The sequence below is a fragment of the Moorella sp. E308F genome, from assembly GCF_006538365.1.
Lineage (GTDB): Bacteria > Bacillota > DSM-521 > Neomoorellales > Neomoorellaceae > Neomoorella.
On the sequence record NZ_BJKN01000002.1, the window covers coordinates 244,196 to 270,317 of the forward strand.

Below are 26,122 nucleotides of genomic sequence, written 5' to 3' on the forward strand. Positions count from 1 at the left end.
GGAGGCGATGGCCGTGGCGCTGCGGGTTGAGCGGGTTGCCGAACAGATGAAAAAAGAAATTGCCCAGATTTTGCGGGATGAATTGAAAGATCCCCGCCTGGAAGCCGGCCTGGTTACAGTTACAGGAGTAGAGCTTTCCAACGACCTCCACTATGCCAAAGTATACGTCAGCATCTACGGGGATGAAGCCCAAAAGAGTGAGGTCATGGAAGGCCTGGCCAGGGCAACCAGCTTTGTGCGGCGGGAAATAGGCCAGCGCCTGAAACTGCGTTATACTCCGGAAATTACCTTTAAATTTGATGCTTCCATCGAGCACGGCGATCATATCAACAGGTTGCTGGCGCGCGTCAAGGCAGAGGAGCAGGGACATGACGGCCGTTGAAAGTATAGTTGCCGTCCTGGCCGCGGCCCGGGATGTTGCCGTTGTCTCTCATATTATCCCGGACGGGGACTGCCTGGGTTCCACCCTGGCCCTGGCCCTGGCCCTGCGGCAGCGGGGTGCAAGGGCAGTGGCCGTTAACGCCGACCCGGTACCGGAGATGTTCCACTTTTTGCCCGGCCAGGAAACCATCATTCCACCAGAGAAGGTAACAGAGGTACCGCCGCTGCTGGTAATGGTCGATAGTACCGACATGGAGCGGGCCGGGGAAGGCTTCAGCCAGTGGCGGGAAAAAACCCGGATGGTAATTAACATCGATCACCATGTCAGCAATACCCGTTTCGGGCACCTGAACCTGGTGGACAGCCGGGCGGCAGCAACGGCCGAGTTAGTCTATGCCGTCCTGGAAAGAATGCCGGTAACCATTACCCCGGCGATAGCCACCTGTCTTTATACAGCTCTGGCTACCGACACCGGCTCTTTCCAGTATGAAAACTGTACGGCTACGACCATGCGCCTGGCGGCAAGGCTCATGGAGCTGGGGGCGGATTTATCCCTGATCAGGGAATACCTCTGGGATAGGAAGCCCCTGGCCAGTATCCGGTTGCTGGCGGCAGTTTTACCCACCTTGACCCTGGCCTATGACGGTAGGGTAGCTTGGCTGACGGTTTCCAGGGCCGCGTTAGAGGCTGCTGGTGCCCGGCCGGAACATGCCGAAGGGCTGGTAAATTACCCGCGCAGCATTGCCGGCGTTGAGGTAGGCCTGCTCTTCCGGGAATTGCCTGGCGGCCTGGTTAAGGTTAGTTTGCGCTCTAAAAAAATCGTCGACGTTAACGCGGTAGCCGCCCGCTTTGGCGGCGGCGGCCACCGCCGCGCCGCCGGCTGCACCGTTAAAGGTGACCTGGATACCATTGTAGCCATGGTTGTTGCGTCAGCAGGTGAGGAACTTTAATGGTAACAGGTTTTATCAACGTATTAAAGCCTCCCGGCCTTACTTCCCACGATGTCGTCCAGGACTTGCGCCGTCTTTTAAAGGAACGGAGGATTGGCCATGGCGGCACCTTGGATCCCATGGCTGCCGGGGTGCTGCCGGTAGCTGTGGGCAAAGCCACCCGTTTACTGGAATATATCCAGGCCGGTGGCAAGGCTTACCGGGCGGAATTTATCCTGGGGCTCAAAACTGATACTCAGGATCTCGGCGGCCGCGTCCTGGCCAGACCGGGGTGCCCGGGCTTAAAGCTCGAAGAGCTTCAGGCGGCGGCCCGGCGTTTTACCGGTACAATCGACCAGGTACCTCCCATGGTTTCAGCAGTTCATTACCAGGGACGGCGCCTCTATGAACTGGCCCGGGAGGGGCGGGAGGTGGAAAGACCGACCCGCCGGGTCAACATCGAGACTTTCCAGGTGCTTAAAGGATGGCCGGACGGGCCGTTCTTCCGGGTTGTGGCAGATATTACCTGTTCCAAAGGCACCTATATCCGTACCCTGGGAGCCGACTGGGGTGATTACCTGGGTTACGGGGCTACCCTGGCCTTTTTGCTGCGCACCCGCGCCGGCGGTTTTAAACTGGAGGAGGCCTGGACCCTGGAAGAAATTAAGGTGCAGGTGGCCGGTGGCAGCCGGGACTTTCTCCTGCCACCGGCAGCGGGTATTACCCACCTGCCAGCAATTACCGTCAGGGATAAGGCCATCAAAGCAGTGGCTAATGGCGCTATCCTCGACCCGGCTGACTGCGCCCTGGTACCGGCGCTCCGGCCGGGGAGCCTGGTCCGCCTGGAAACCCCCGGCGGGGTTCTCCTGGCCGTGGCCAGGGTGGTGCCAAAAGGTGAAGGATATTGTTTTAAACCCGACAAGGTTTTGCAGTAAAGGAGTAAAGCGATGCAAGTACGGCAGGGAATACCTGAAGGGGAAATAGCCAGGGGCTGCTATCTGGCCCTGGGGAATTTCGATGGCGTCCACCGGGGCCACCAGCAGCTCATTGGCAATATTGTTCAGAAAGCCAGGACGGAGGGGAAACTGGCAGTAGTTATTACCTTTTCACCCCATCCCGTCCAGGTACTAGGTGATAACCCGCCAGGCCTTTTAACGACCAGGGCCATGAAGGAAAAATTGATAGCCGCCCTGGGAGTTGACTTTTTGTTTATCCTGCCCTTTACCAGAGAACTGGCGCAGCTTCCCCCGGAAACCTTTGTGCAGGATATTCTCTGGCCCCATTTTCAACCGCGCCTGGTGGCCGTGGGCTTTAATTTCACCTTCGGCCACCGGGGCGCGGGCACGCCGGCTTTATTGCACCGGTTGGGAGAAGAGCTGGGTTTTAAGGTCGAAGTAATGGCCCCGGTAACCTACAAAGGGTTAACCGTCAGCAGTACCGCCATTCGCAACGCCCTTGACCGGGGCGATATTTTGCTCGCCAGAAAACTCCTGGGCTACTGGCCGGTCTTGGCCGGTACCGTCGTTGGCGGCGACCGGCGCGGTCGTGAACTCGGTTTTCCAACTGCCAACCTGGCCGTACCGCCGGAAATCAAGCTGCCAGGATGGGGCGTTTACGCCTGCCTGGCCCGCTTCCAGGGCCAGGTGCACCGGGCGGTGGTCAATATCGGCCGCCGCCCTACCTTTGGACCGGCCCTGCCGGCAACTATTGAAGCCCATTTACTGGACTTTGAGGGCAACCTCTATGGCCAGGAATTAGAACTCGAGCTGCGCGCATATTTACGCCCGGAGCGCAAATTTGCTTCTATCAGGGAATTAGTAGCCCAGCTGCAGGAAGACTGCGCCAGGGCGCGCGAGTTACCTCTCAACCCTGAGACCGGCAGGCGTAACCACACGCAGGGCCATGGCGTAAAATATACTGCGGAGAATCCAGAAATTTACCATGGCCAGATTGGGGCTGGGAAAAATGAAGGTATTGATTACTGCCCACGCCAGGAAACGCCTGCAGGACTTTCGCCAGGAACAAATTAATGAGCATGATATCCAGGTAGCAGCCAGGAGTATCCCCGGCCATATACCCACGGCCACCCGTTTTCGGGGTTTTATTGCAGCTTCCGGGCGCCCCTTTGACCTGGTGGTGAAAGATGTGCTGGCCGGGCGTCTGGTGATTACCATTATTGGTAAGTAACAGGCAGGCAAAAGGAATAGTTGCGTTTAGTGCCCGGTAGGCCTATAATATAGTTAATGAACCCGAGGCGAGGATTAGCGAAGCTCCGACGCTTTTCTTGGCCCGCTGGGGATTTTAAGGAGAAGGAGGTGACGCTGATGGCCCTGGATCCAGCCAAAAAAAGGGAAATCATCGCCCGCTACCGGCAGCATGAAAATGACACCGGCTCACCGGAAGTCCAGATTGCCATCCTGACGGAACGCATCAACCACCTGACGGAACACCTGAAGGTGCACCACAAGGACCATCACTCGCGCCGGGGTTTGCTGAAAATGGTCGGTCAGCGCCGAGGTTTACTTAACTACCTGCGGGACAACGACATTGAGCGTTACCGGCAAATTGTTGATGCCCTGGGTTTAAGGCGGTAAATTTCTTGGGAGCGGTCGGGCCGCTCCTTTTTTTAATGAGTTTTTGACAGTATTTAGGGCGACATTGGAAGGAAATACTATAACAAATGTCGAATGAATTAAAGTTTATTAATGGTATGATTTAAGGGGGCTACTTGAAACTAATGCAAGGGGTATTAAGGAAAACCCTCACCATTGCCGGCCGGGATTTAATCCTGGAGACCGGTCGGCTGGCACGCCAGGCAGGTGGTGCCGTCCTGGTAACTTACGGCGGTACCATGGTGCTGGTCACGGCCACAGCCGCAGCGGAACCGCGGGAAGGAATCGATTTTTTCCCCCTGACGGTTGATTACGAAGAAAGGCTTTATGCTGCTGGCAAAATCCCGGGCGGTTTTATTAAACGGGAAGGCCGCCCCAGCGAAAAGGCCATCCTCTCGGCCCGGTTGATTGACCGGCCCATCCGGCCCTTATTTCCCAAGTATTACCGCAACGACGTCCACATCGTCGCTACAGTCCTATCGGTAGATCAAGATTGCCCGCCCAATGTGGCCGGTATCATCGGCGCTTCGGCCGCCCTGACCATCTCAGCCATTCCCTTTGGGGGGCCCATAGGGGCGGTAGGGGTAGGTTTAATCGACAACAAGCCGGTTATCAACCCAACCCTGGCTGAAGACGAAAAAAGTTCTTTAAACCTGGTAGTAGCCGGTACGGATACGGCTATTATGATGGTTGAAGCAGGGGCCAAAGAGGTTCCCGAGGATCTGATGCTGGAATGTATCATGCAGGCCCATGAAGAGATTAAACGTATTGTCGCTTTTATCAATGATTTCCGCGCTGAAGCTTTAGAGCTGGGCCTGGCCAAAGAAAAGCAGGAAGTAGTCGAACCCTGCCTGACTCCCGAACTGGAAAGCCAGGTCCGGGAGATTGCCGCACCGCGCCTGCGGGAAGCCATCTACACCAGCCGCGATGAAAAGCTCGCCAAGCAGGAAAGGGAAAAGCGGCTGGAAGCCTGCCGGGAAGAGATCAAGAACCTGGTGCTGGCCGGCAAAGAAGAGATGCTGGCGGAGCACCCGGAGGTACCCCGGTTGGTCAATGATTTAATTGCCAAAATAGAGAAGGAAATTGTCCGGAGAATGATCCTTACCGAAGGCGTCAGGATAGACGGCCGCGCCCTGGATGAGATCCGGCCCATTACCTGTGAAGTAGGGGTATTGAGCCGCACCCACGGCTCGGGCCTCTTTACCCGGGGCGAAACCCAGGTATTAACGGTAACTACCCTGGGCCCCATCAGTGATGAGCAGATCCTGGACGACCTGGGGGTCGACGAGTCCAAACGCTATATGCACCATTATAACTTTCCTCCCTATAGTGTCGGGGAGGCGCGGCCTATCCGTGCTCCCGGCCGCCGGGAAATTGGCCATGGTGCCCTGGCGGAACGGGCCCTGGAACCGATGATCCCCCCGGAGGAAGAATTCCCCTATGCCATTCGCCTGGTTTCCGAGGTCCTTGGTTCCAATGGCTCCACTTCCATGGGCAGCGTCTGCGGCAGCACCCTGGCCCTCATGGACGCCGGTGTACCTATTAAGGCGCCGGTGGCCGGGGTGGCCATGGGCCTGGTCAAGGAAGGGGACCAGGTGGCTATACTCACGGACATCCAGGGGATTGAGGATGCCCTGGGAGATATGGATTTTAAAGTTGCCGGCACCAAAAACGGCATAACGGCCTTGCAGATGGATATAAAAATCCCGGGCATAGACCGGGCCATTTTAGAACGGGCCCTGGAACAGGCGCGACGGGGACGCTTGTTCATCCTGGAGAAGATCCTGGCCACCATCCCGCAACCGCGGCCGGAGCTTTCCCCTTATGCCCCCCGGATGCTGACCATGACCATTGATCCCGATAAAATCCGCGATATCATCGGGCCGGGTGGCAAGATTATCAAAAAGATCATTGAAGAAACCGGTGTGGAGATTGATGTCGAAGACGATGGCCGCATCTTTATCGCTTCCACCGATGCCGCCAATGGGAAGCGGGCGGTAGAGATTATCCAGGCCTTGACCCAGGAAGTGGAAACGGGTAAAGTATATAACGGCAAGGTGACCAGGATAACCGAATTTGGCGCCTTTGTCGAAGTTATCCCCGGGGTCCTAGGGATGCCCGGCAAAGAGGGCCTGGTGCACATTTCGCAGCTGGCCAACGAGCGGGTGGAAAAAGTGGAAGATGTGGTCCAGGAGGGCGATTATATTCTTGTCAAGGCCATTGGCTTTGATTCCCAGGGGCGGCTTAAACTGTCCCGTAAAGAAGCCCTGCCGCAAGCAGTACCTGAAGGGGGCGGGCGCCATTTTCGCCGGCACGGCCGGGAAGGCGGTAACCGCATTTTAAACAGCCGGCGGCCGCGCTAGCCGCCGAGTCTGATTACGGCGTGAAGGGCATATACATTGATCAGTACTCAATAAAAGGTGGTGCGGTCAATGTATGTGCTCTACTACCGGCGGCAGTGGCTGCGGCGGTTAGGGGTTTTAGCAGCCGCGGGGTTATTACTGGTCCTTGGTTTTACTGCCTGGCGCTGGCTGGCGGGAAGGGCAGTGCCGGCCATGAAAACCCAGCCCATTTACCAAGGTGACCCGGGTCGCAAGGCCGTGGCCCTGACCTTTACCATAGACTGGGGCGAAGAATACCTGCCTGCTATTTTGCAGGCCCTGCAGCAAGCCGGCGCGCGGGCCACCTTTTTTCCCACGGGCCAGTGGGCCGAACGTCACCCGGACCTGGTGCGGGAGATGCTGGCCGGCGGCCATGAAATAGGTAACCACGGCCAGAGCCATCCCCATCCCGATAATTTAAGCCGGGAGGAGAACCGCCGCGACATCCAGGCAGGGGAAGCGACCCTGATGGCCATTACCGGCAAGAAACCTGCCCTCTATTCTCCTCCCTATGGTGAGAGTAAACCCCAGGTGGTGGCAGCGGCTGGGGACCTGGGGTATAAATTCATCATGTGGACCATCAATACCGGGGATTATCTGCCCAATACCAAACCCGAGGATATCCTGACGACAATAATCCCTAAATGCCAGAACGGTGCCATTGTCCTGCTGCACCCAACCGCACCGACAAGCAAGGCCATGCCGGAGCTTCTAAAACAACTAAAAGAACGAGGTTATGCCCTGGTAACAGTTTCCGAGCTCCTTTAAAGAAGGTGCCCGTTTTTTATAAGGCCGTCCTTCCCTGGATATAATAACCTCTGTTTAATGAAAATTTTCCGGGGGAGTGAAGGCCTGTTGCGAAGGTTTGTTTGCGGGCTGCTTCTAATCATAGGTTACTTGTTCTGGTCCGGAATGGCAAAGGCTGCCAGTGAACCTTACCTTACGGCACCGGCAGCTATTTTAATGGAAGCCAGTACCGGCCAGGTTCTGTATGAGCACGGCGCCAGGAAAGAGCGGCCACCGGCCAGTACGACGAAAATCATGACCGCCATCCTGGCCCTGGAGCTGGGCCGGCTGGATACCCCCGTTAAGGTAAGCGAGTATGCCGCCACCACGCCCGGGGCCAGTATCTATTTGACCACGGGAGAAATAGTGACCCTGGGCGACCTGGTTAAAGGCGCCCTGCTGAATTCCGGCAATGACGCCACCGTAGCTATTGCCGAAAGCCTGGCCGGCACGGAAGAGGATTTTGCTTGGCTCATGAATCGTAAAGCCCTGCAAGTGGGGGCCTATCACACCCATTTTAACAATCCCCACGGCCTGACGGATCCGGGCCATTATACCACCGCCTACGACCTGGCCCTCATGGCCCGTTACGCCCTGGGCAACCCTGTCTTTCGCCAGTTAGTAGCGACGCAAGAAGACCAGATCCCGGCGCCGGAAGGTGTGCGCTATCTCTATAATACCAACCGCCTGCTTGGCTCCTATCCCGGTGCCGATGGAGTAAAGACAGGCACCACCGACGCCGCCGGTCAGTGCCTGGTCGCCTCGGCTACCAGGGAGGGACGCCAGCTCATTGCCGTCGTCCTGGGCAGTTCCGACCGCTATGCTGACGCCCGCGCCCTCCTGGATTATGGCTTTAACGGCTTTTATAACGAAACAGCCAGGGCCGGGGAACCTGCCGGCCAGGTGTATGTCAAAAACGGGGAAGTGACTGCCGTCCCTGTAGCGCCGCTGATGACGGCCGGTTTTACCGTGCCCGTGGCCCAGGCAGCTTTCCTGGAAAAGCGCGTGCTCCTGCCAGCTTTTGTCAAAGCTCCCATCAGCAAAGGTCAGGAACTGGGCCAGGTAAAAATCCTGTACCAGGGCCGGGAGGTTGCCAGCTCTACCCTGGTAGCCACCCGGGATGTTGCCGCCCTGCCCTGGTGGTCAAGGTTCAAGAAATAAAGCAGAAAAAGTTAGGGGGAAGGGGATGTACCAAAAAAATATCCTGGATAACGGCATCCGGGTGGTAAGCGAAGAGGTTCCCTTTGCCAATTCCATAGCCCTGGGGGTATGGGTGCGTACCGGTTCCCGCAATGAAGACGAAACCAACCAGGGTGTTTCCCATTTTCTGGAGCACCTGTTGTTTAAAGGGACAACCAGGCGGACGGCCCGGCAGATAGCCGAGGAACTGGAAGCAGTCGGGGGGATAATCAACGCCTTTACAACCAAGGAATATACCTGCTTTTACACCCGGGTGCTGGCCGAACACCTGGACCTGGCCATAGACGTTTTGAGCGACATGCTTTTTAACTCCCTCCTGGCCGTCGAGGACATCGAAAAAGAGAAAAAGGTCATCCTGGAAGAAATCAAGATGTACGAGGATTCCCCCGACGAACTGGTCCATGATCTCTTTGCCCAGACCATCTGGCCCGGGCATCCCCTGGGCAGGGCCATTCTTGGTACTTATGAAACAGTAACCAATTTAAACCGCGATATCATTTACCGCTACTACAAGGAACAGTATAACAGTGCCAACATTGTCCTGGCGGCAGCCGGGAAATTTAACACCGCTGAACTGGTCGCCAAACTGCAGGCGACCTTCGGCCTTAAAACCTGCCCCGGCAAGCAGGGGGAATACCTACCCCCAAAAAGCCGGCCCAGGGTTAGCATTAACATTAAAGACACGGAACAAGTGCAGATCTGCCTGGGGGTTCCGGGGCTGCCCCAGGATGATGCAGCCATTTATGCCCTCCAGGCTCTGAACAATATCCTGGGTGGGGGTCTGAGCTCCCGCCTGTTCCAAATTATCCGCGAAGAACAGGCCCTAGCCTATTCCGTATACTCGTACCATGCTGGTTTCAGCGACAGCGGCCTGTTTACCGTTTATGCCGGTACCAGCCCGGACAATTACCTCCAGGTAATAGCCTTGATTTTGGAAGAAATCGCTTCCTTAAAAAACAAAGGGATAACGGCACAAGAATTGAAGCGAACCAAGGACCAGATCCGCGGCAATTTGCTCCTTGCTCAAGAGAATGTCAACCATCGCATGAGCCGGCTGGGCAAGACGGAACTCACCTTTGGCCGGGTAATTACGGCGGAAGAAGTAATCGAGCGGTTAAATGAGGTAACTGAAGATGACGTCCAGGCCATCGCCAGGCGTATCTTCCAGCCGGAATACTTATCCCTGACCACCCTGGGGCCGGAAGTCGAACCCCTGGACCTGGCCGAGTGCGCCCGCCGGGCCGGGATATAGGAGGATCACCGGATGGATCGTTTAGAACATATCTTTGCGCTGCAGGAGCGCTTCGACCAGGACCTGGCCCGGCGGCGCAGGCTGCCGGATTACAGCGCGGCGGAATGGATCCAGAAAGAAGTCCTGGCCATGGTCGCCGAGCTGGGGGAACTCCTGGAGGAAGTAAACTTTAAGTGGTGGAAAAACCCCCATCCTTTAGACCGCGAAGCCATCAAAGGCGAACTCGTCGACCTCCTCCACTTTCTCGTCAGCATGTGCCTAAAAGCCGGCATTACGGCAGAGGAATTTTACCAGGCGTATCTCGCTAAAAATAAGGAAAACTTTCGCCGGCAGCAGGGACTGACGGACCGCCAGGAATATGCCGCCCGGGAGGACACGGAAGCATAAAGCAAACATCTCCCTTCATATGTTTTAGCGAAGGGAGATGAAATCCATGCTGACGATCTTTTTTTCCGGCCTCCTGCTGCTGCTTTTTATCCTGGCCCTCAGGGCCAAGGTCGGCTTTTATCGCAACAGCAGTGTGGAAGCGGCAGCCAGCCCCGTTTCCCGGGCCCTGGCCGAACTGGTGGCCCTTGCCGGGGGTATCTACCTCTCCCTCGTGCTCCTGGTCAGCTTCTTAAAGATCAGCCTGCCGGAAACGATAGCCATCGGGGGCCTGCTGGTCGATCCCCTGGCCGTTGTCGCCCTGGTAATAGCTCTTATCCAACCCCTGGTGCTGGGTCTCTGGCCGCGGCTGAAGGGGCGGTAGAGGTTATGCGCCTGTCGGAACTCATGGGCAAAGAGATAATTAACCTTTACGACGGCTCCCGCCTGGGGCAGATTGGCGATGCCGACCTGGTCCTGGACCTGGCCGGGGGGACCATTGCAGCCATTGTCCTGCCAGCCCGGGGGGGATGGTTACCTTTCTTTGGCGGCCGCCAGGAGCTGGTGATCCCCTGGGAAGCCGTCCACAAGGTCGGCACCGAAGTAGTAGTCGTCAGCCTGGATCCCACCTACAGCCGCCGGCGCGAGAAAGATTGACAGGAATTTTTCCTGATGGTATCATAAGATAAACAAAGCTATAAACTCATCTCGTGTGCAGTGGGGTAGAGGTGCAGCGGGCAAGAGTACTGCCGGTGAGGCGGGCACCGGTGAGCCGGCAGGAAAGGGTACGCTGCCGAAGGGAGATGGTTGGCCCGGGCCATCTCCCTGGGCCGGTCGCTGAAGAAGGGCCGGACTGTCACCGTAGAGGCTGGTGCCACGAAGGATCGTTGCCTATTTACGGTGGAGCGCTACTCGCACGAAGAGGCCTGGCGAGATGAGTATTCTGGTAATCCGGGGGAAAACCGGAGCGGGATGCTCATGGTTTTCCCTTAATTTTTTAAGCGGGGTGGATAGCAACGATCAGGGTTGTAGTTACCGGTGCCGCCGGCCGCATGGGCCGGGAAATGACGAAGGGCCTGCTGCAGGCAGAAGACATTGAAGTGGTAGGGGCCGTAGACCGGGTGGCGGTGGGTACGGATATCGGCACCTTAAACGGCCTGCAGCCGCACGGTGTGCCCATTAACGACGACCTGGCGGCAGTGATAAAAACCACTCGTCCTCAGGTCATGGTCGACTTTACCGTGGCGGCCGCCGCCCTGGCCAACGCCCGGCTGGCCGTAGAGCAGGGAGTAAGCCCGGTGATTGGCACCACCGGCATCAGCCTGGAGCAGCTGGATGAGCTGCACCAGCTTTGCGAATGGAGGCAAGTGGGCGCGGTGGTGGCACCCAATTTTTCTTTAGGGGCCGTCTTAATGATGCACTTTGCCCGGCAGGCCGCCCGTTACTTCCCCCGGGCGGAAATTATCGAAATGCACCATGAACAAAAAATCGATGCTCCTTCGGGGACGGCCTTAAAAACGGCGGAACTAATGGCCGGGGAGATAGGGACGGTGCCGGCCCCGCCGGTGGGGGAAGAAAAGGCTGCCGGGGCCAGGGGGGCCACCCACCGGGGCCTGTCCATCCACAGCATTCGCCTGCCGGGAGCGGTGGCCCACCAGGAGGTAATTTTTGGCGGCGAGGGACAGCTCCTGACCATCCGTCATGACACTATCAGCCGGGAAGCCTTTCTGCCGGGGCTTTTACTGGCTGTAAGGCGGGTCCTCCACCTCAAGGGGGTGGTTTACGGGCTGGAAAACTTGCTGGAATTATAGACCTGGCACCTCCCGGAGCGCCCTCACATATATTGCAAGTAGTACAGGTGTACTAACTTGGCAGGAGGTCGTTCCGGCATGGGCGGGATACTGTCAGGGATCAGGGTGGCAATGCTTGGTGGCGATGCCCGGGAAGTCCTTCTCCTGGAGGAGCTGCTGCGCCAGGGGGCCGAGGTCAGGACAGCCGGCCTGGGAGACCTGCCGGAGCAGGAAGGCTGTACCCGTTGTGACGATCCCCTGGACGCCGTGCAGGGGGCAGGGGTAATTATCTTGCCGGTACCGGGGATTAAGGCTGGAGGTATAATCCATGCTCCGCGAGCGCGGCAACCCCTATATTTCACCCGGGAACTGGCCGGGGCCATCCCGGCAGGAACGCCGGTCCTGGTAGGGGTGGCGCGGACCTACCTGAAAGAAATAGCGGCGGAGCGCGGCTGGCAGCTGGTGGAGACGGCCGAGATGGATGAAATGGCCATCTTAAATTCCATCCCTACGGCCGAAGGGGCCATCATGCTGGCCATGCAGGAACTCCCCATTACCCTCCACGGTAGTGAAGCCTTTATCCTGGGACTGGGCCGGATCGGTTTTACCCTGGCGCGGATGCTGGCCGGGATTGGAGCCAGGGTAACGGTAATCGACCGGGGCGCGTCCGACCGAGCCCGGGCTTATGCCGAAGGCTGGCCGGCCTTTACCTTTACGGAACTGGCGGCCATAGTCGAGCGGGCTGACGTCATTTTTAATACTGTACCTGCGCCGGTCCTGACAGGAGAGCTCCTGGCCCGGACCAGGCCCGATGTCCTGATAATTGACCTGGCGTCGGACCCGGGCGGCACAGATTTCACTGCCGCTGCGGCCCTCCGGCGCCGGGCCATGCTCGCTCCGGGACTGCCAGGTAAAGTAGCCCCCCGGACGGCCGGGCGGATCCTGGCCCGTATTTATCCCGCCCTCATATTAAAGTGCCTGGGACGACTGTAAACCCTACGTGGAGGTGCTGAAAATGCGGCTCAAAGGCAAAAGGGTAGGGTTTGCCGTCACAGGCTCCCACTGTACCCTGGCGGCGGTTATCCAAGAGCTGGACAGGATAGTTGCTGAAGGTGCCCAGGTTGTCCCTATTCTGTCCCCGGCTGTCAGGGACAGCGATACTCGCTTTGGCACCAGTGCCTTCTGGCGGGCGGAGGTAGAAAGGATTACCGGGCAAAAAGCCATCGATACTATTGTTACGGCGGAACCAATCGGTCCTAAAAAACTCTTTGACGTCATCGTAGTCGCCCCCTGCACCGGCAATACCCTGGCCAAACTGGCCAACGGGATTACCGATACACCGGTCCTGATGGCCGTGAAGGCCCAGCTGCGGAACCTGCGGCCGGTGGTGCTCGCCATTTCCACCAACGACGGCCTGGGGGCTAACGCCGTAAATTTAGGCCGGGTAATGAACATGAAAAATATTTACCTGGTCCCCTTTGGCCAGGACGACCCGCACGATAAACCCAATTCTCTGGTAGCCAGTATGGATTTAATTGTTGATACCATTCTGGCAGCCCTGGAGGGGCGCCAGATCCAGCCCCTTTTACTGGGTCCTCCGCCAAAGGGGCAGGTGACAGGAGGAAAGTAATTAGCTGATGAAGACTTACAATGTCGCTGTAGTTGGTACCGGAGCCGTAGGCCAGACCATGCTCAAGGTGTTGGAGGAGAGGAATTTTCCCGTCGGTCAACTGAAGGTCCTGGCTACCAGCCGTTCGGCGGGCAAGACCGTGACCTTCAGGGGCGAAGAGTATGTTGTCGAAGAGACTACACCGGCCTCCTTTGCCGGGATCGACGTGGCTCTCTTTGCCGGCGGCGAAGCCAGCAGGATTTACGGCCGCGCGGCGGTTGAAGCCGGGGCGGTGGTGATTGACAACAGCAATAATTTCCGTATGGACCCCGAGGTGCCCCTGGTGGTACCGGAGGTCAATCCCCAGGATGTCCGCTGGCATAAAGGTTTAATTGCCAATCCCAACTGCTCCACCATCCAGATGGTGGTAGCTTTAAAACCCATTTATGATGCTGCCGGCATCAAGCGAATTGTTGTTTCCACCTACCAGGCCGTATCCGGAGCCGGCCAGGAAGCCATTGATGAGCTGCGGCAGCAGAGCCGGCAGGTATTGGCCGGGGAAGAGGTAACAGGTAAAGTTTTTCCCTGGCAGATAGCCTTCAACTGCCTGCCCCATATCGATGTCTTCCTGGAGAACGGGTACAGCAAAGAAGAGATGAAAATGGTTAATGAAACTAAAAAGATTATGGGGGATGATCAGATCCAGGTCACAGCCACTACGGTCCGGGTGCCGGTCTTTAACGGCCACTCGGAGGCAATTAACGTGGAGACGCGGGAAAAACTGACGGCAGCGGCGGCCAGGGAACTCCTGCGCCGGGCCCCGGGGGTCGTAGTGGTGGATGACCTGGAAGCAAAGGCCTATCCCCTGGCCATCCAGGCCGACGGCCGGGATGAAGTCTTTGTCGGCCGTATCCGAGAAGATTTTACCATCGCCAACGGCCTGAATATGTGGGTTGTAGCCGATAATTTGCGTAAAGGTGCGGCTACCAACGCCGTCCAGATTGCGGAACTGTTGGTGCAGGAGGGCCTTCTATAGAGCGAGGTGACGGCCATGAAGGTCCTGGTCCAGAAGTTTGGCGGTTCGTCGGTAGCCACCCCGGAACAGCGGTTAATGGTGGTCCAGCATATCGAAAGGGCCTGCCGGGCCGGCTACCGGGTGGCCGTCGTCGTTTCGGCCATGGGCCGCCGGGGGGCGCCCTATGCCACCGATACTTTACTGGACCTCTTGGGGGACAATCAGGTTTCGCCCCGGGAGCGCGACCTGCTCCTGTCCTGTGGGGAGATTATTGCCGGTGTCGTTTTAAGCGCCACTTTACAGGGACAGGGTATACCGGCCGTTTTTCTCACCGGCGGCCAGGCCGGCATCATTACCGATGCCCGCTTTAATGATGCCCGCATCCTCAGGGTGGAGCCCCGGCGGGTCCAGTCTTACCTGGAGCAGGAGCGGGTAGTGGTGGTAGCCGGTTTCCAGGGGGTTACCGAAGCGGGGGAAATCACCACCCTGGGGCGGGGCGGCAGCGATACTACAGCGGCAGCCTTAGGCGTGGCCCTGAAGGCGGAAGCGGTGGAGATATTCACCGACGTCGACGGTGTCAAGACGGCCGATCCCCGCATCGTCAGCGACGCCAGGACCTTGAGTACCATCACCTATACGGAAGTCTGCCAGATGGCCTATGAGGGGGCGAAAGTAATCCATCCCCGCGCCGTGGAAATCGCCCGGGAAGGAAATATACCCTTAAAGATAAAGTCAACCTTCGGCGACGGGCCGGGCACCCTGGTGGTGGCCTGGCAGCCCGGACCCAGCGGCGTGCACATCAGCCGCGACCGGGTGATTACCGGTATCACCCATATGGCGGGCCTGACCCAGCTCAGGGTTACTTTACCTGAAGGAGAAAGGGCCGAAGCTGTTTTCCAGACCCTGGCCCAGAATAACATTAGTGTTGACTTCATTAACGTCTTTCCCGGGGAACTGGTCTTTACGGTTGCCGCCGGCGCCGCCGGCCGGGCCGTGGAGCTGATTGAGGGGCTGGGCCTTAGCGTTGCCGCCCGCCCTGACTGTGCCAAGGTGGCTGCCGTGGGGGCCGGCATGCGCGGCGTACCCGGGGTAATGGCGACCATTGTCACCGCCCTGAACCGCGAGGGAATAAAGATTTTACAATCGGCCGATTCTTATACATCTATATGGTGCCTGGTAGACAAGGCAGACATGGAGCGGGCCGTGCAGGTCCTGCACCGGGAATTCAAGCTGAACGATGAAGAAACAGGTGAGGTGAAAGCTTATGCCGTGGGGTAGAATCCTCACAGCCATGGTGACTCCCTTTACAGCCGACGGCAAACTAGACCTGAACGGTGCTAAGAAACTGGCCGCTTACCTGGTAGAACATGGCAGCGACGGCCTGGTGGTGGCCGGCACCACCGGGGAGTCGCCGGCTCTAAGCCACGAAGAAAAAATAGCCCTTTTCCGGGCTGTTAAAGAAGCAGTGGGAGACAGGGCGGCAGTCATTGCCGGCACAGGTACGAACTCCACTGCCGCCAGCATCGAACTTTCCCGGGAGGCAGAAGCCCTGGGGGTCGACGGCCTGATGCTGGTGGTACCCTATTACAACCGTCCTTCCCAGGAGGGCTTATACCAGCATTTTAGAGCCATTGCCGAGGCCGTTTCCCTCCCGATAATATTGTATAATATACCTTCCCGGACGGGGCGCAATATGGATGCGGCAACGACCCTGCGCCTGGCGGAAATTAATAATATCGTCGCCGTAAAGGAAGCCAGCGGCGACCTTGACCAGGCGACAGCCATTATCAGGGAGGCACCAGCCGGTTTTCTCCTGTACAGCGGTGACGACTCCCTGACTTTACCGTTAATGGCCGTAGGCGGGTATGGCATTATCAGCGTCGCCGCCCATGTGGTGGGCGATAAGATGCAAGCCATGGTCAGGGCCTTTGTTAGCGGGAATGTGGCCGGGGCGGCAGCCCTGCACCGGGAGCTCTTCCCCTTATTTAAAGCCCTCTTTATTACCAGCAACCCGGTACCGGTGAAGGAAGCGCTGCAAATGCTGGGCCTGCCGGCCGGACCGGTACGTTTGCCCTTAGTCGGGGCTAGCCCGGCGGAAAAGGAAAAAATCGCTGCAGCCATGAAGGCAGCGGGTATTTTACCGGCGGGTTGATGTTGCGGGATAAGGCCCCTTGAGGTATAATATATTATAGCTGGTTTAGAACGTGGGTTAAAACCGGGCCGGCAGCAGGCCCGGTCTTTAATTGTGGTGGCGCTATAATTTTTTCTTTGACAAATGGAGGTGGATTGATGGCCGAAAATGAGCAAAAGGTTTCCTTGATTCCCCTGGGCGGCCTCGGGGAAATAGGCAAGAACATGATGGCGATCAGGTACGGGAACAGCATACTGGTCGTCGACTGCGGCCTGACCTTTCCCGAGGAAGAAATGCTGGGCGTTGACGCGGTCATACCCGATTACAGCTACCTGTTGGAACACCGGCAAATGGTGAAGGGGATCATCGTTACCCATGGCCATGAAGACCATATCGGCGCTTTACCTTATGTGCTGAAGGACCTGAATGTACCCGTGTACGGCACCAGGCTGACCCTGGCCCTGCTCCAGGCCAAGCTAAAGGAGCAGGGGAACCTGAACGGGGTCAGATTACAGCAGGTTAAGCCCCGGGAGACGCTCCGGATCGGCCCCTTCAGGGTGGAGTTTATCCATGTCAGCCATTCCATTGCCGATACCGTCGCCCTGGCCATCCACACGCCGGTGGGGACCATCGTGCATACCAGCGACTTTAAGATTGACTACACGCCCATCGATGGCGAGGTATTCGACTTCTACAGGTTTGCCCGGCTGGGGGAAGAGGGCGTCCTGGTGTTATTGTCCGACAGCACCAATGTCGAGCGCCCCGGTTATACCATGTCCGAGCGGGTAGTCGGTGAAACCTTTGATGAAGTGTTCCGCCAGGCCAGGGAGCGTATTATTGTCGCCAGCTTCGCGTCCAATATACACCGGCTGCAGCAGATAATCTCTACCGCCTACAAGTATAATCGTAAAGTAGCCGTGGTAGGCCGGAGCATGGTCAACGTCGTAAACATTGCCATGGAGCTGGGCTACCTGGATATCCCGGAAAAAACCCTGGTGGATTTAAGCGAGCTGGCCCACCTGCCCAAAAACAGGACAGTGATTATCTCTACCGGGAGCCAGGGGGAACCCATGTCGGCCCTGACCCGCATAGCCAGGAATGATCACCGCCAGATCGAGATAGTTCCCGGAGATACGGTGATTATATCGGCGTTGCCGATACCCGGCAATGAAAAACTGGTAGCGCGGACGGTAGATCAACTCTTCAGGCAGGGGGCTGACGTTTACCACGAAGCTATAGATGGGGTCCACGTTTCCGGCCACGCCAGCCAGGAAGAGCTGAAGCTGGTCTTAAGCCTGGTCAAACCCAAATTCTTCGTCCCCGTCCACGGCGAATACCGCATGCTCATCAAGCATGCCCGCCTGGCGGAAGAACTGGGGATCCCGCCGGAGAATATCTTTGTGGCGGAAAACGGCCAGGTGCTGGAGTTCACGCGCAAGCGGGGCGCCGTTACCGGCAGGGTGCCGGCCGGGAGGCTCCTGGTGGACGGCCTGGGTGTGGGCGACGTAGGTAATATTGTCTTGCGGGACCGGAAGCAGCTGGCCCAAGATGGACTTTTGATAGTCGTTGTGACTTTAAGCAAAGAAAGCGGGGCCGTCGTTGCTGGGCCGGATATTGTCTCCCGGGGCTTTGTCTATGTCCGGGAGGCCGAGAAACTGCTGGAGGAAGCCAAAGAAAAGGTCCGCCAGACCCTGGACAAATGCGAAGAACGCAGGGTGACTGACTGGGCGACCATCAAAGGCCATATCCGCGATTCCTTAAGCAAGTTCCTCTATGAGAAGACCAGACGCCGCCCCATGATCCTGCCGATTATCATGGAGGTGTAATTTTTGCACCGGGTGCTGGAGGGCCCCGGTTCTTTTATAAAACCCTCTTAAATTAAAGTGGGTTTTAAATCAAGGCTACCAGGGTTAAAGACACGCCGGGGAGTAAATTCCAGGATTGTGCCCGGCTGGAAGGGGCCGGCCAGGTAGTCCACTGGGTCGGTGCTGATCAGACGGACCACCCGGGCCTGGTTGAAGCTTAAGGGTTCGATTTCAATGGTTAAGTGACCAACCTTGATGTCCTGGCGGCGGGGGCAGAAATTTTCTGCCCCTTCCCAGATAAGCTCCCACGGCATAGGGCTGTAGATGTACATAATTATCACCCTCTCAGTGGAGTTTCCCCGGGCCGGGGACGCCTTCGGCAATGAGTCTCTTTAAATGTTGGACGGCCTGGGAAAGCCCGCCGACTTCATTTATCAAGCCCACCTTCACGGCATCCTTCCCCACCAGGATGGTACCGATATCCCGCGCCAGCTCGCCTGTCTGGAACATCAAGCGGCGCAGTTCCTGCTCTGAAATATTAGCATGCTCCACAATAAAGCGTATGACCCGGTCCTGCATTTTGTCCAGGTATTCGTAGGTTTGGGGGACGCCGATGACCAGGCCGGTAAGGCGAATGGGGTGGATGGTCATGGTGGCCGTTTCGGCAATGAAGGAATGATTGGCCGCTACGGCAATGGGCACGCCGATGGAATGCCCCCCGCCCAGGACCAGGGAGACCACCGGTTTGGACATACTGATCAGTATTTCGGCAATGGCCAGACCGGCTTCAACATCGCCGCCTACGGTATTTAAAACCACCAGGAGACCTTTGATGCCGGGGTCCTGCTCGATGGCCACCAGCTGGGGAATAATGTGCTCATATTTGGTGGTTTTGTTCTGCGGCGGCAGGACCAGGTGGCCTTCGATCTGGCCTACGATCTGCACGCACTGAATTTCACTTTTATAGTCAGCGACATTAGTTTGCCCCAGCTCTTTAATGTTTTCTACCTCCGGGCTGGCAGGGGGGCGGGCGGTGACGCGCACCGGTTCCCCCGGCGGCTGGGGCGGGGATGTGGCCGGTTGATTGGGCACAGGGTTGGGACTGATCTCAGGGTTGGGCATAATTCAAACTCCCCCTTGTTTAATTTAAACCTGACTCAGTAAAGACCTGCGCAGGGTTATTATAGGAAATAAAGCCCGCAAACATACATCCCCATCTTTTTATTTAAGAAGCAAGGAATTTCAAACCATAGTGTAGAATAGTAGCAACCGGGGTGATGGAAAATGGCTCCTGCCAGGACACTGAATGAAAAGATAAAAAATGAAATTATCGGTGTGGCCCTGGTGGCCCTGGCCCTCCTCTGCCTGGCGGGGTTGTATGTCCTGGACCTGGGTTACATAAGTTCTGCTGCCAGTATTGGCGCCGTGGGTCAATTGCTGGTGGGTTTTTTAAAAGCCCTGACCGGCGAGGGCAAATATGTATTTCCTATATTCCTGGCTGCCTGGGGCATCCGCCTCATTACCGGGGGTAAAGTGAAGGATTCACGGCCGCGTTTGATAGGAGGCATTTTACTTTTTCTTACTTTTTTAAGCGCCCTGCACCAGCCTTTCTTAAATGGCAGTACTTATAAAGAAGCCCTGGCCTCTGGTGTCGCCGGCCAGGGTGGTGGTCTTCTTGGTGCTCTGGGTTCCCTGCTCCTGCGATCCATTTTCGGCCGGGTGGGCACGTGGATTGTGCTGGCGGCCTTAGTTCTTATCGCTTTTCTCCTGACCACTGGCGTTTCTTTAACCCGCTTTACCAGGCGTCTGGGCCAAATGCTCTGTGTTACCTTCCAGTCCATTAAAAGCTGGCTCCTGGCCTTTCTCTTTACCGAGGTTGAAGAAGAGGAGCCGGAGGTAAAGGAAAAGAAAAGCCCAAAGGCCAGGGGGAAGGCTTTGTCGCGAGAACGGGAAGTAGTGCCCGTGGTCATTAACCCCCCACCAGAACCTTCGCCACCGCTCATTCAGCCAGCGGTCAGTGCGGAAGAGCCGGCCCAGGCCAGGGTCTACCCGGAAAGCCCGGTACCGCCTGTCGGCGAGGACGAGAAGAAAGCCCGGCGCCGGCCCAAAGTTAATATTCAGGCGGAGGATCCTGCCGGGAAAGAGGGGGAAGATACCACCTCCGAGCAACCCGGCCCCTATGTTTTACCGCCTTTGAGTCTTTTAACCCGCCCGGTAAGGGTAAAAAATCCCCGCCTGGAAAAGGACATTACCGACCGGATCAAGATCCTGGAAGATACCCTGGACAGCTTTGGTGTCAAGGTCAAGGTGACGCAGGTCAGCTGTGGCCCGACGGTGACCCGCTATGAAGTCCAGCCGGCGCCGGGGGTGAAGGTGAGCAGGATCGTCAGCCTGGCCGACGATATTGCCCTGAGCCTGGCAGCCGCCCAGGTGCGGATTGAAGCCCCCATTCCGGGCAAGGCGGCAGTGGGGATTGAGGTGCCCAATAAGGAAATCGCTGTGGTTCACCTGCGGGAGGTGCTGGAAGATCCTGCCTTTATGGAATCCAGCAGCAAGCTGACGGTGGCCCTGGGTAAAGATATTGCCGGCAACCCGGTAATTGCCGACCTGGCGAAAATGCCTCACCTCCTGATTGCCGGGACTACCGGTTCTGGCAAGAGCGTCTGCCTGAACGCCCTGATTTGCAGCCTGCTGTTTAAAGCCACCCCTCAGGAGCTAAAACTTTTGATGATTGACCCTAAAATGGTGGAGCTGACCCAGTACAATGGCATTCCCCACCTGCTGGCGCCGGTGGTCAGCCAGCCGAAGAAAGCCGCCGCGGCCCTGCAGTGGATGGTCGGTGAAATGGAGAAACGCTATGAGCTTTTTGCCGGCGCCGGGGTCAAGGATATTACCCGCTACAACCGCTTGATGCACAAGGAAAACGGCGGCCTGGGGGCCTTACCCCTGGTAGTAGTCCTTATTGATGAGCTGGCCGACCTGATGATGGTGGCCCCGGCCGATGTGGAGGACGCCATCTGCCGCCTGGCCCAGATGGCCCGGGCGGCCGGCATTCATCTGGTTGTGGCCACCCAGAGACCTTCAGTAGATGTCATTACTGGCCTGATTAAGGCCAACATCTCTTCCCGGATTGCCTTTGCCGTTTCCTCCCAAATTGATTCCCGGACCATATTGGATATGGCCGGGGCGGAAAAGCTTTTAGGCCGCGGTGATATGCTCTTTTTGCCCATTGGGGCCAGCAAGCCCATCCGCGTCCAGGGGGTTTATGTTTCTGACCGGGAAGTGGAAGACCTGGTGACTTATGTCAAACAGCAAGGCCGGCCGGAATATAACCCTAATTTCCTGAAAGGAGAGGAGAGCAGCGAAGACAACAGCGGGGCGGAAGACGAGCTTTTCCCTGCAGCAGTCAAGGTGATCCTGGAAACTGGACAGGCTTCCATCTCCATGCTCCAGCGGCGCCTGCGGATAGGTTATACCAGGGCGGCAAGGTTAATGGATATGATGGAAGCCAGGGGTTTCGTGGGCGGCCATGAAGGCACCAAAGCCCGCGCCATTCTTACTAACTGGGAGGAATACCAGGAATTATTTGGCGCAAAAGAAGAATGATAAGGGCAGGAATCTCTTGATACGGTGTCGAAGATGATTTAAACACCGGGAGGTGAGGCCATGGAAAAGGTAGGGGAAGTGCTCCGCGCTGCCCGCCAGGCAAAGGGGATCTCTCTACGCGAAGTGGAAGAAGCTACCAAAATTCGCCTGCGCTACCTGGAAGCCCTTGAAAAGGGTGAGTATAATCAGATTCCCGGCCGGGTGTATGCCTTGGGTTTCGTGCGCAGTTATGCCCGCTATCTAGGACTGGATGTCCATGCTGTTATGCAGCAGTTTAAACAGGAATACCCTACCGAAGAAGATAATAACCCGGTGGAAGAGCAGCGCCTGGCAGCCAAGGGGTATGCGCGGGAGAAAAGAAGGCACTGGCTGCTGGTCCCGGCAGTACTTCTTGTCCTCTGGGGTATTAATTGGTTATATAATCATTACCGTCCTTCCTTAGACCAATCCGCCTCACCACCACAGCCACAGGTAACAGAACCGGCGCCGGTGGCCCCAGCACCACAGCAGCCCGTCACCGAGCCACCGCCGGTAGGGACAACGCCGCAGGTCCAGGGGGTGGAAGTCAAGGTCAGGGCTTCCGGGGACTGCTGGGTAGGGGTTACTGTTGATGGCAAAAACGATTTTGCCGGGGTTTTAAAGGCCGGCGAAAGCAGGATCTTCCAGGGGAAAGAGAAAATTATTGTTACCCTTGGCAGCGCCGGCGCTGTTGAGGTAACCATCAACGGCCAGGTCCAGCCATCCTTAGGTAGGGTGGGCGATGTAGTTACCTTTGAGGCTACTAAAGATTCCAGCCAGGCTAAAATAATGAGGAAACGATGATCAAAACTGCTGTTGTAACCCTTGGTTGCGCCAAGAATCAAGTTGACAGCGAGTATATGTTGGGCGTCCTTGATAAAAACCGTTTTGCCCTTGTTGGCGATCCCCGCGAGGCTGAAGTAGTTATCGTCAATACCTGCAGTTTTATTACAGCGGCCAAGCAGGAGGCCCTGGAAACTATTTTGGGGCTGGCCCAGGGAGAGCCACGGCCCTATATTATTGTTGCCGGGTGTCTCGCCCAGCAGCACGCCCAGGAGCTATGGCAGGAATTGCCTGAAGTCGCCGCTTTCATTGGTCCGGGAGCCATCAGCCGTCTGCCGCGGATTATTGAGCGGGTGTTAAAGGGGGAACGGCTTTTGGACGTTCCGCTTCCTGATAAAGAGGAGGGGGAACTACCCCGCCTTACAGAGAAGGGAAGGCCCTATGCTTATTTAAAGATTGCCGAGGGCTGTGATAATCGGTGCAGTTATTGTACCATCCCCGCCATCAAGGGGCCTTACCGCAGCCGCCCCCTGGAAAAGCTGGTTGCCGAAGCCAGGACCCTGGCCGCAGCAGGCGTAAAGGAATTGATCCTGGTGGCCCAGGACACTACCGCTTATGGTCTGGACTGTTACGGCGAGTATCGCTTGCCACGGCTTTTGCGGGAACTGGCCCGGATTCCGGAAATTGAGTGGCTGCGCATCCTCTATGCCTATCCCACCAGAATTACACCGGAACTGGTGGAAGTAATGGCCACAGAGGCCAAAGTGCTGCCTTACCTGGATCTGCCCCTCCAGCATGCCAGTGAACCCGTCCTGCGGCGGATGAACCGTCCCGGGAGCCTTACCGCCAGCATCAAGACTATCGAACGCCTGCGCCGGGCCATGCCGGAAATAGCCCTGCGCTCCACTTTCATTGTCGGCTTTCCGGGAGAAAGGGAAGAGGATTTCCAGATTCTCCTGGACTTTCTAGGCTCTATAAAGTTCGACTGGGTGGGTGCCTTTAAATATTCCCCGGAAGCCGGTACTACCGCCGCCGGTTTGCCGGATCAGGTGCCAGAAGAAGTAAAGGAAGAACGCTACCGGAAATTAATGCTTTACCAGCAGCCCATTACCAGGGCCTGCAATGAACGCTGGGTGGGACGGCAGGTGCAGGTTTTGACAGAAGGGCCGGGGGTAGGCCGCAGTTTCCGCCAGGCTCCGGAGGTCGACGGCTTGATTTATATGCAAGGCGGCACCCTGCCGGCGGGAACTATGGCCACAGTTAAACTCACCCGGGTTCATGGTAATTACGATTTAATGGGGGAGGTAGAGGCTAAAGGTAGATGTGGCAGTCCTGCCAGGTAATTCATAAGGCCTGATTAGTTGAAATTTGTTATAATTGAAGGTGTTATCCCTGCGAGAGGAGTGTTATCTTTGCCCTTCAAAGGGTGGCGCCTTCATTTTATTTTTCTGGCAGCCCTTTTAACCGTGGGTTTGTTGACCGGGGGCCAGTGGGCCTACCGGCATTACAGCCGGGAAAAACCCCTGGCTAATACCTTGAAGGCCATTCCTGCGGTCCAGGAGGCAACGGTAACCCGCACGGCTGAAAGGCTGGAAATAAGGGTTATCCTTGGACCAGGAGCCGATCTGCCCCAGGCCTACCGGCAGGTACAGGAAGCGGTGCACAGGCTTTATGGCGAAGAACAGGTAAAGCTGGTCATCCAGGACCGCCGTTCCCCGGCCCTGGAGAGCCTGTGGCGGGAAAGCCAGTTTGCTGTCTATGAAGCGGCAGTGCGCGGCAACTTTACCCAGATGGCGGCCACCGTTGACCGGCTGGCGCGCCAGGCAGGCATCGACCATTATGCCGTCAATGTGGACGATAACTATATTTATCTTCAATTCAGCCAGGGACAGGATTACCTTTACCAGGTGGTACCCAGGCTCAATTATGTAACCCGGGGGGAGGGGTAAAGTGTTTAAAGAAATTAAAGAGATAATTGCTGGGACAGGCCTGGGGTTAATAATCTTTTTAGTTATCAAAGGGGTGGACATTACTCCTTTTTTGCTCCTGGCGGGTATGGGTTTCCTGGCCTACTGGGTAATTGAAAAAAAGGGACTGCTTCCTTCAACCCTCGGGGGGAAGGGGTATACGCCACCGGTTAAGGTTTCCTTTGCTGATATCGGCGGCCAGACTGCGGCTGTCCGCGAGTTAAAGGAAGCCCTGGAGTTTTTACTCCGCAGTTCTGAAGTTGCGGCCATGGGCATTCGCCCCTTGAAGGGGATCCTTTTGAGCGGCCCGCCGGGAACGGGAAAGACGCTTCTGGCCAAGGCTGCCGCAACCTATACAGATGCTGTTTTTCTCGAGGCCAGCGGTAGCGAATTTATCGAGATGTATGCCGGCGTCGGCGCCCAGCGGGTACGGGCCATTTTCAACCGGGCCCGGGAACTGGCCCGGCGCCAGCAGAAAAAGCGGGCCATTATCTTTATCGACGAGCTGGAAGTCCTGGGCGGCAAACGCGGCAGCCACACTTCCCACTTAGAATATGACCAGACCTTAAACCAGCTCCTGGTAGAGATGGATGGTTTAAAAGGCAGTCATGATGTCCAGATTCTAGTTATCGGCGCTACCAATCGCCCCGACTTGCTGGACCCGGCCCTTTTACGCCCGGGGCGTTTCGACCGGCAGGTCAAGGTTGACCTGCCTGACCGAGAGGGGCGGCTGGCCATTTTAAAACTGCATACGGCCAATAAGCCCCTGGCGCCGGAGGTGGACCTGGAAGCCGTTGCCCGGGAAACCTTCGGGTTTTCCGGGGCGCATCTGGAAAGCGTGGCCAATGAGGCCGCCATCCTGGCCCTGCGAGAAAAATCTCCCCTTATCACCCAGAAACATTTAATGGAAGCGGTGGATAAGGTAATGCTGGGGGAAAAGCTGGGCCGCAAGCCGGCGGCGGACGAGCTGTACCGGCTGGCCATCCATGAGGCCGGCCACGCCATTGTCGGTGAGCTGTTAAGGCCCCGGTCTATTTCCCACGTGACCATCACCTCCCGGGGCCAGGCCCTGGGCTATACCCGGCAAAAGCCGGATAACGATATGTACCTGTACACCAGGGAATACCTTGAAACCCAGATGGATATCTGCCTGGCCGGCGCCGTGGCTGAGAACTTGATCCTTGGCAGCCGCAGTACCGGGTCCCTCAATGACTTTAAAGAAGCCATCCGCCTGGCGCGGGTGATTATTACTTCCGGGCTGTCGGACCTTGGGGTAGTGGCCGAAGAAAATTTGACAAAGGAACAGATGCACAACACTTCTTCTAGTATCATCAGCCGGGAAGAAGCAAAGGTGGCTTCCCTACTGCGGCCTTACCAGGAGGCTTTAAAGGCTTTAGCCGGACAACTGGTAGAAAAGGAAACGGTAACCGGCCGGGAATTGCGGGCTCTGTTACAGGAACAGGCCATGGCCTCTTGAAAATTTTGTCACGTGGC

At 57.0% G+C, this 26,122-nt stretch carries 27 protein-coding genes and 1 riboswitch; of the genes, 25 read left to right on the plus strand and 2 right to left on the minus strand.

Annotated elements, in window-relative coordinates; genetic code table 11:
• Positions 1 to 7 precede the first annotated feature (7 nt).
• The 20 genes from rbfA (at position 8) to E308F_RS07680 (ending at position 18,275) form a co-directional block, all read left to right on the plus strand.
• Positions 8 to 382, plus strand: coding sequence for a 30S ribosome-binding factor RbfA (rbfA, locus tag E308F_RS07580; protein WP_141264346.1), 375 nt, complete (start codon positions 8 to 10; stop codon positions 380 to 382).
• On the plus strand, positions 369 to 1,331 hold the full coding sequence (locus E308F_RS07585) for a DHH family phosphoesterase (RefSeq protein WP_141264347.1): 963 nt from the start codon (positions 369 to 371) through the stop codon (positions 1,329 to 1,331). Before rbfA ends, E308F_RS07585 begins: the two co-directional genes overlap by 14 nt.
• Positions 1,331 to 2,245, plus strand: a complete 915-nt coding sequence (gene truB, locus E308F_RS07590) for a tRNA pseudouridine(55) synthase TruB (RefSeq protein WP_141264348.1) — start codon at positions 1,331 to 1,333, stop codon at positions 2,243 to 2,245. The genes E308F_RS07585 and truB overlap by 1 nt, the downstream gene beginning before the upstream one ends.
• Before the next feature lie 12 nt (positions 2,246 to 2,257).
• The gene (locus tag E308F_RS07595) at positions 2,258 to 3,340 is read left to right on the plus strand and encodes a bifunctional riboflavin kinase/FAD synthetase (RefSeq protein ID WP_141264349.1); all 1,083 of its coding nucleotides are present in this window, start codon (positions 2,258 to 2,260) and stop codon (positions 3,338 to 3,340) included.
• The gene (locus E308F_RS07600; RefSeq protein WP_141264350.1) at positions 3,276 to 3,497 is read left to right on the plus strand and encodes a hypothetical protein; all 222 of its coding nucleotides are present in this window, start codon (positions 3,276 to 3,278) and stop codon (positions 3,495 to 3,497) included. The genes E308F_RS07595 and E308F_RS07600 overlap by 65 nt, the downstream gene beginning before the upstream one ends.
• A 137-nt stretch (positions 3,498 to 3,634) precedes the next feature.
• On the plus strand, positions 3,635 to 3,904 hold the full coding sequence (gene rpsO / locus E308F_RS07605) for a 30S ribosomal protein S15 (RefSeq protein WP_054936069.1): 270 nt from the start codon (positions 3,635 to 3,637) through the stop codon (positions 3,902 to 3,904).
• 143 nt (positions 3,905 to 4,047) lie between these two features.
• Complete coding sequence (gene pnp, locus E308F_RS07610) at positions 4,048 to 6,285, plus strand: polyribonucleotide nucleotidyltransferase (protein WP_141264351.1); 2,238 nt, start codon at positions 4,048 to 4,050, stop codon at positions 6,283 to 6,285.
• Between the two features lie 69 nt (positions 6,286 to 6,354).
• A complete protein-coding gene (locus E308F_RS07615) occupies positions 6,355 to 7,071 on the plus strand; it encodes a polysaccharide deacetylase family protein (RefSeq protein ID WP_141264352.1) in 717 nt (238 codons plus the stop codon).
• A 144-nt stretch (positions 7,072 to 7,215) separates the two neighbouring features.
• Entirely contained in the window at positions 7,216 to 8,250 is a 1,035-nt protein-coding gene (locus tag E308F_RS07620) for a D-alanyl-D-alanine carboxypeptidase family protein (RefSeq protein ID WP_141265218.1), read from the plus strand.
• A 25-nt stretch (positions 8,251 to 8,275) separates the two neighbouring features.
• Entirely contained in the window at positions 8,276 to 9,541 is a 1,266-nt protein-coding gene (locus E308F_RS07625) for a M16 family metallopeptidase (RefSeq protein ID WP_141264353.1), read from the plus strand.
• A gap of 12 nt (positions 9,542 to 9,553) precedes the next feature.
• Positions 9,554 to 9,928 carry a dUTPase gene (locus E308F_RS07630; RefSeq protein ID WP_141264354.1) on the plus strand — a complete coding sequence of 125 codons (375 nt, stop codon included), beginning with the start codon at positions 9,554 to 9,556 and terminating at the stop codon, positions 9,926 to 9,928.
• A 46-nt stretch (positions 9,929 to 9,974) separates the two neighbouring features.
• Positions 9,975 to 10,289 carry a hypothetical protein gene (locus E308F_RS07635; RefSeq protein ID WP_141264355.1) on the plus strand — a complete coding sequence of 105 codons (315 nt, stop codon included), beginning with the start codon at positions 9,975 to 9,977 and terminating at the stop codon, positions 10,287 to 10,289.
• 5 nt (positions 10,290 to 10,294) lie between these two features.
• Positions 10,295 to 10,561, plus strand: a complete 267-nt coding sequence (locus tag E308F_RS07640) for a YlmC/YmxH family sporulation protein (protein WP_141264356.1) — start codon at positions 10,295 to 10,297, stop codon at positions 10,559 to 10,561.
• Between the two features lie 58 nt (positions 10,562 to 10,619).
• Positions 10,620 to 10,823, plus strand: a riboswitch (Lysine riboswitch).
• A 91-nt stretch (positions 10,824 to 10,914) separates the two neighbouring features.
• Complete coding sequence (gene dapB / locus E308F_RS07650) at positions 10,915 to 11,715, plus strand: 4-hydroxy-tetrahydrodipicolinate reductase (protein WP_373995959.1); 801 nt, start codon at positions 10,915 to 10,917, stop codon at positions 11,713 to 11,715.
• A 78-nt stretch (positions 11,716 to 11,793) separates the two neighbouring features.
• Positions 11,794 to 12,687 (plus strand): dipicolinate synthase subunit DpsA, encoded by an 894-nt coding sequence (gene dpsA, locus E308F_RS07655; protein WP_141264359.1) that lies wholly within the window; start codon positions 11,794 to 11,796, stop codon positions 12,685 to 12,687.
• A 22-nt stretch (positions 12,688 to 12,709) separates the two neighbouring features.
• A complete protein-coding gene (locus tag E308F_RS07660) occupies positions 12,710 to 13,324 on the plus strand; it encodes a dipicolinate synthase subunit B (RefSeq protein WP_141264360.1) in 615 nt (204 codons plus the stop codon).
• A 7-nt stretch (positions 13,325 to 13,331) separates the two neighbouring features.
• Positions 13,332 to 14,339 carry an aspartate-semialdehyde dehydrogenase gene (locus tag E308F_RS07665; RefSeq protein ID WP_141264361.1) on the plus strand — a complete coding sequence of 336 codons (1,008 nt, stop codon included), beginning with the start codon at positions 13,332 to 13,334 and terminating at the stop codon, positions 14,337 to 14,339.
• Positions 14,340 to 14,354: 15 nt separating this feature from the next.
• Positions 14,355 to 15,596: an aspartate kinase gene (gene dapG, locus E308F_RS07670; RefSeq protein WP_141264362.1), complete on the plus strand. Its 1,242-nt coding sequence runs from the start codon at positions 14,355 to 14,357 to the stop codon at positions 15,594 to 15,596.
• Positions 15,583 to 16,470 (plus strand): 4-hydroxy-tetrahydrodipicolinate synthase, encoded by an 888-nt coding sequence (gene dapA / locus E308F_RS07675; RefSeq protein WP_141264363.1) that lies wholly within the window; start codon positions 15,583 to 15,585, stop codon positions 16,468 to 16,470. Before dapG ends, dapA begins: the two co-directional genes overlap by 14 nt.
• 137 nt (positions 16,471 to 16,607) lie before the next feature.
• A complete protein-coding gene (locus tag E308F_RS07680) occupies positions 16,608 to 18,275 on the plus strand; it encodes a ribonuclease J (protein ID WP_141264364.1) in 1,668 nt (555 codons plus the stop codon).
• 47 nt (positions 18,276 to 18,322) lie between these two features.
• Here the strand turns inward: E308F_RS07680 and E308F_RS07685 are convergent, their stop codons facing one another.
• A complete protein-coding gene (locus tag E308F_RS07685; RefSeq protein WP_216364490.1) occupies positions 18,323 to 18,568 on the minus strand; it encodes a YlzJ-like family protein in 246 nt (81 codons plus the stop codon).
• Between the two features lie 31 nt (positions 18,569 to 18,599).
• Positions 18,600 to 19,376 (minus strand): ClpP family protease, encoded by a 777-nt coding sequence (locus E308F_RS07690; RefSeq protein WP_141264366.1) that lies wholly within the window; start codon positions 19,374 to 19,376, stop codon positions 18,600 to 18,602.
• Between the two features lie 162 nt (positions 19,377 to 19,538).
• Here E308F_RS07690 and E308F_RS07695 point away from each other — a divergent pair, with 162 nt between their 5' ends.
• The 5 genes from E308F_RS07695 to E308F_RS07715 all read left to right on the plus strand — a co-directional run bounded on the left by E308F_RS07695 (position 19,539) and on the right by E308F_RS07715 (position 26,105).
• Complete coding sequence (locus E308F_RS07695; RefSeq protein ID WP_141264367.1) at positions 19,539 to 21,860, plus strand: FtsK/SpoIIIE family DNA translocase; 2,322 nt, start codon at positions 19,539 to 19,541, stop codon at positions 21,858 to 21,860.
• A 60-nt stretch (positions 21,861 to 21,920) separates the two neighbouring features.
• Positions 21,921 to 22,682 (plus strand): helix-turn-helix domain-containing protein, encoded by a 762-nt coding sequence (locus tag E308F_RS07700; protein ID WP_141264368.1) that lies wholly within the window; start codon positions 21,921 to 21,923, stop codon positions 22,680 to 22,682.
• The gene (gene rimO / locus E308F_RS07705; protein WP_216364491.1) at positions 22,679 to 24,004 is read left to right on the plus strand and encodes a 30S ribosomal protein S12 methylthiotransferase RimO; all 1,326 of its coding nucleotides are present in this window, start codon (positions 22,679 to 22,681) and stop codon (positions 24,002 to 24,004) included. The genes E308F_RS07700 and rimO overlap by 4 nt, the downstream gene beginning before the upstream one ends.
• A gap of 69 nt (positions 24,005 to 24,073) precedes the next feature.
• Positions 24,074 to 24,610, plus strand: coding sequence for a hypothetical protein (locus E308F_RS07710; RefSeq protein ID WP_141264369.1), 537 nt, complete (start codon positions 24,074 to 24,076; stop codon positions 24,608 to 24,610).
• 1 nt (position 24,611) lies between these two features.
• Complete coding sequence (locus tag E308F_RS07715; protein WP_253260425.1) at positions 24,612 to 26,105, plus strand: AAA family ATPase; 1,494 nt, start codon at positions 24,612 to 24,614, stop codon at positions 26,103 to 26,105.
• The last annotated feature ends 17 nt before the right edge of the window (positions 26,106 to 26,122 follow it).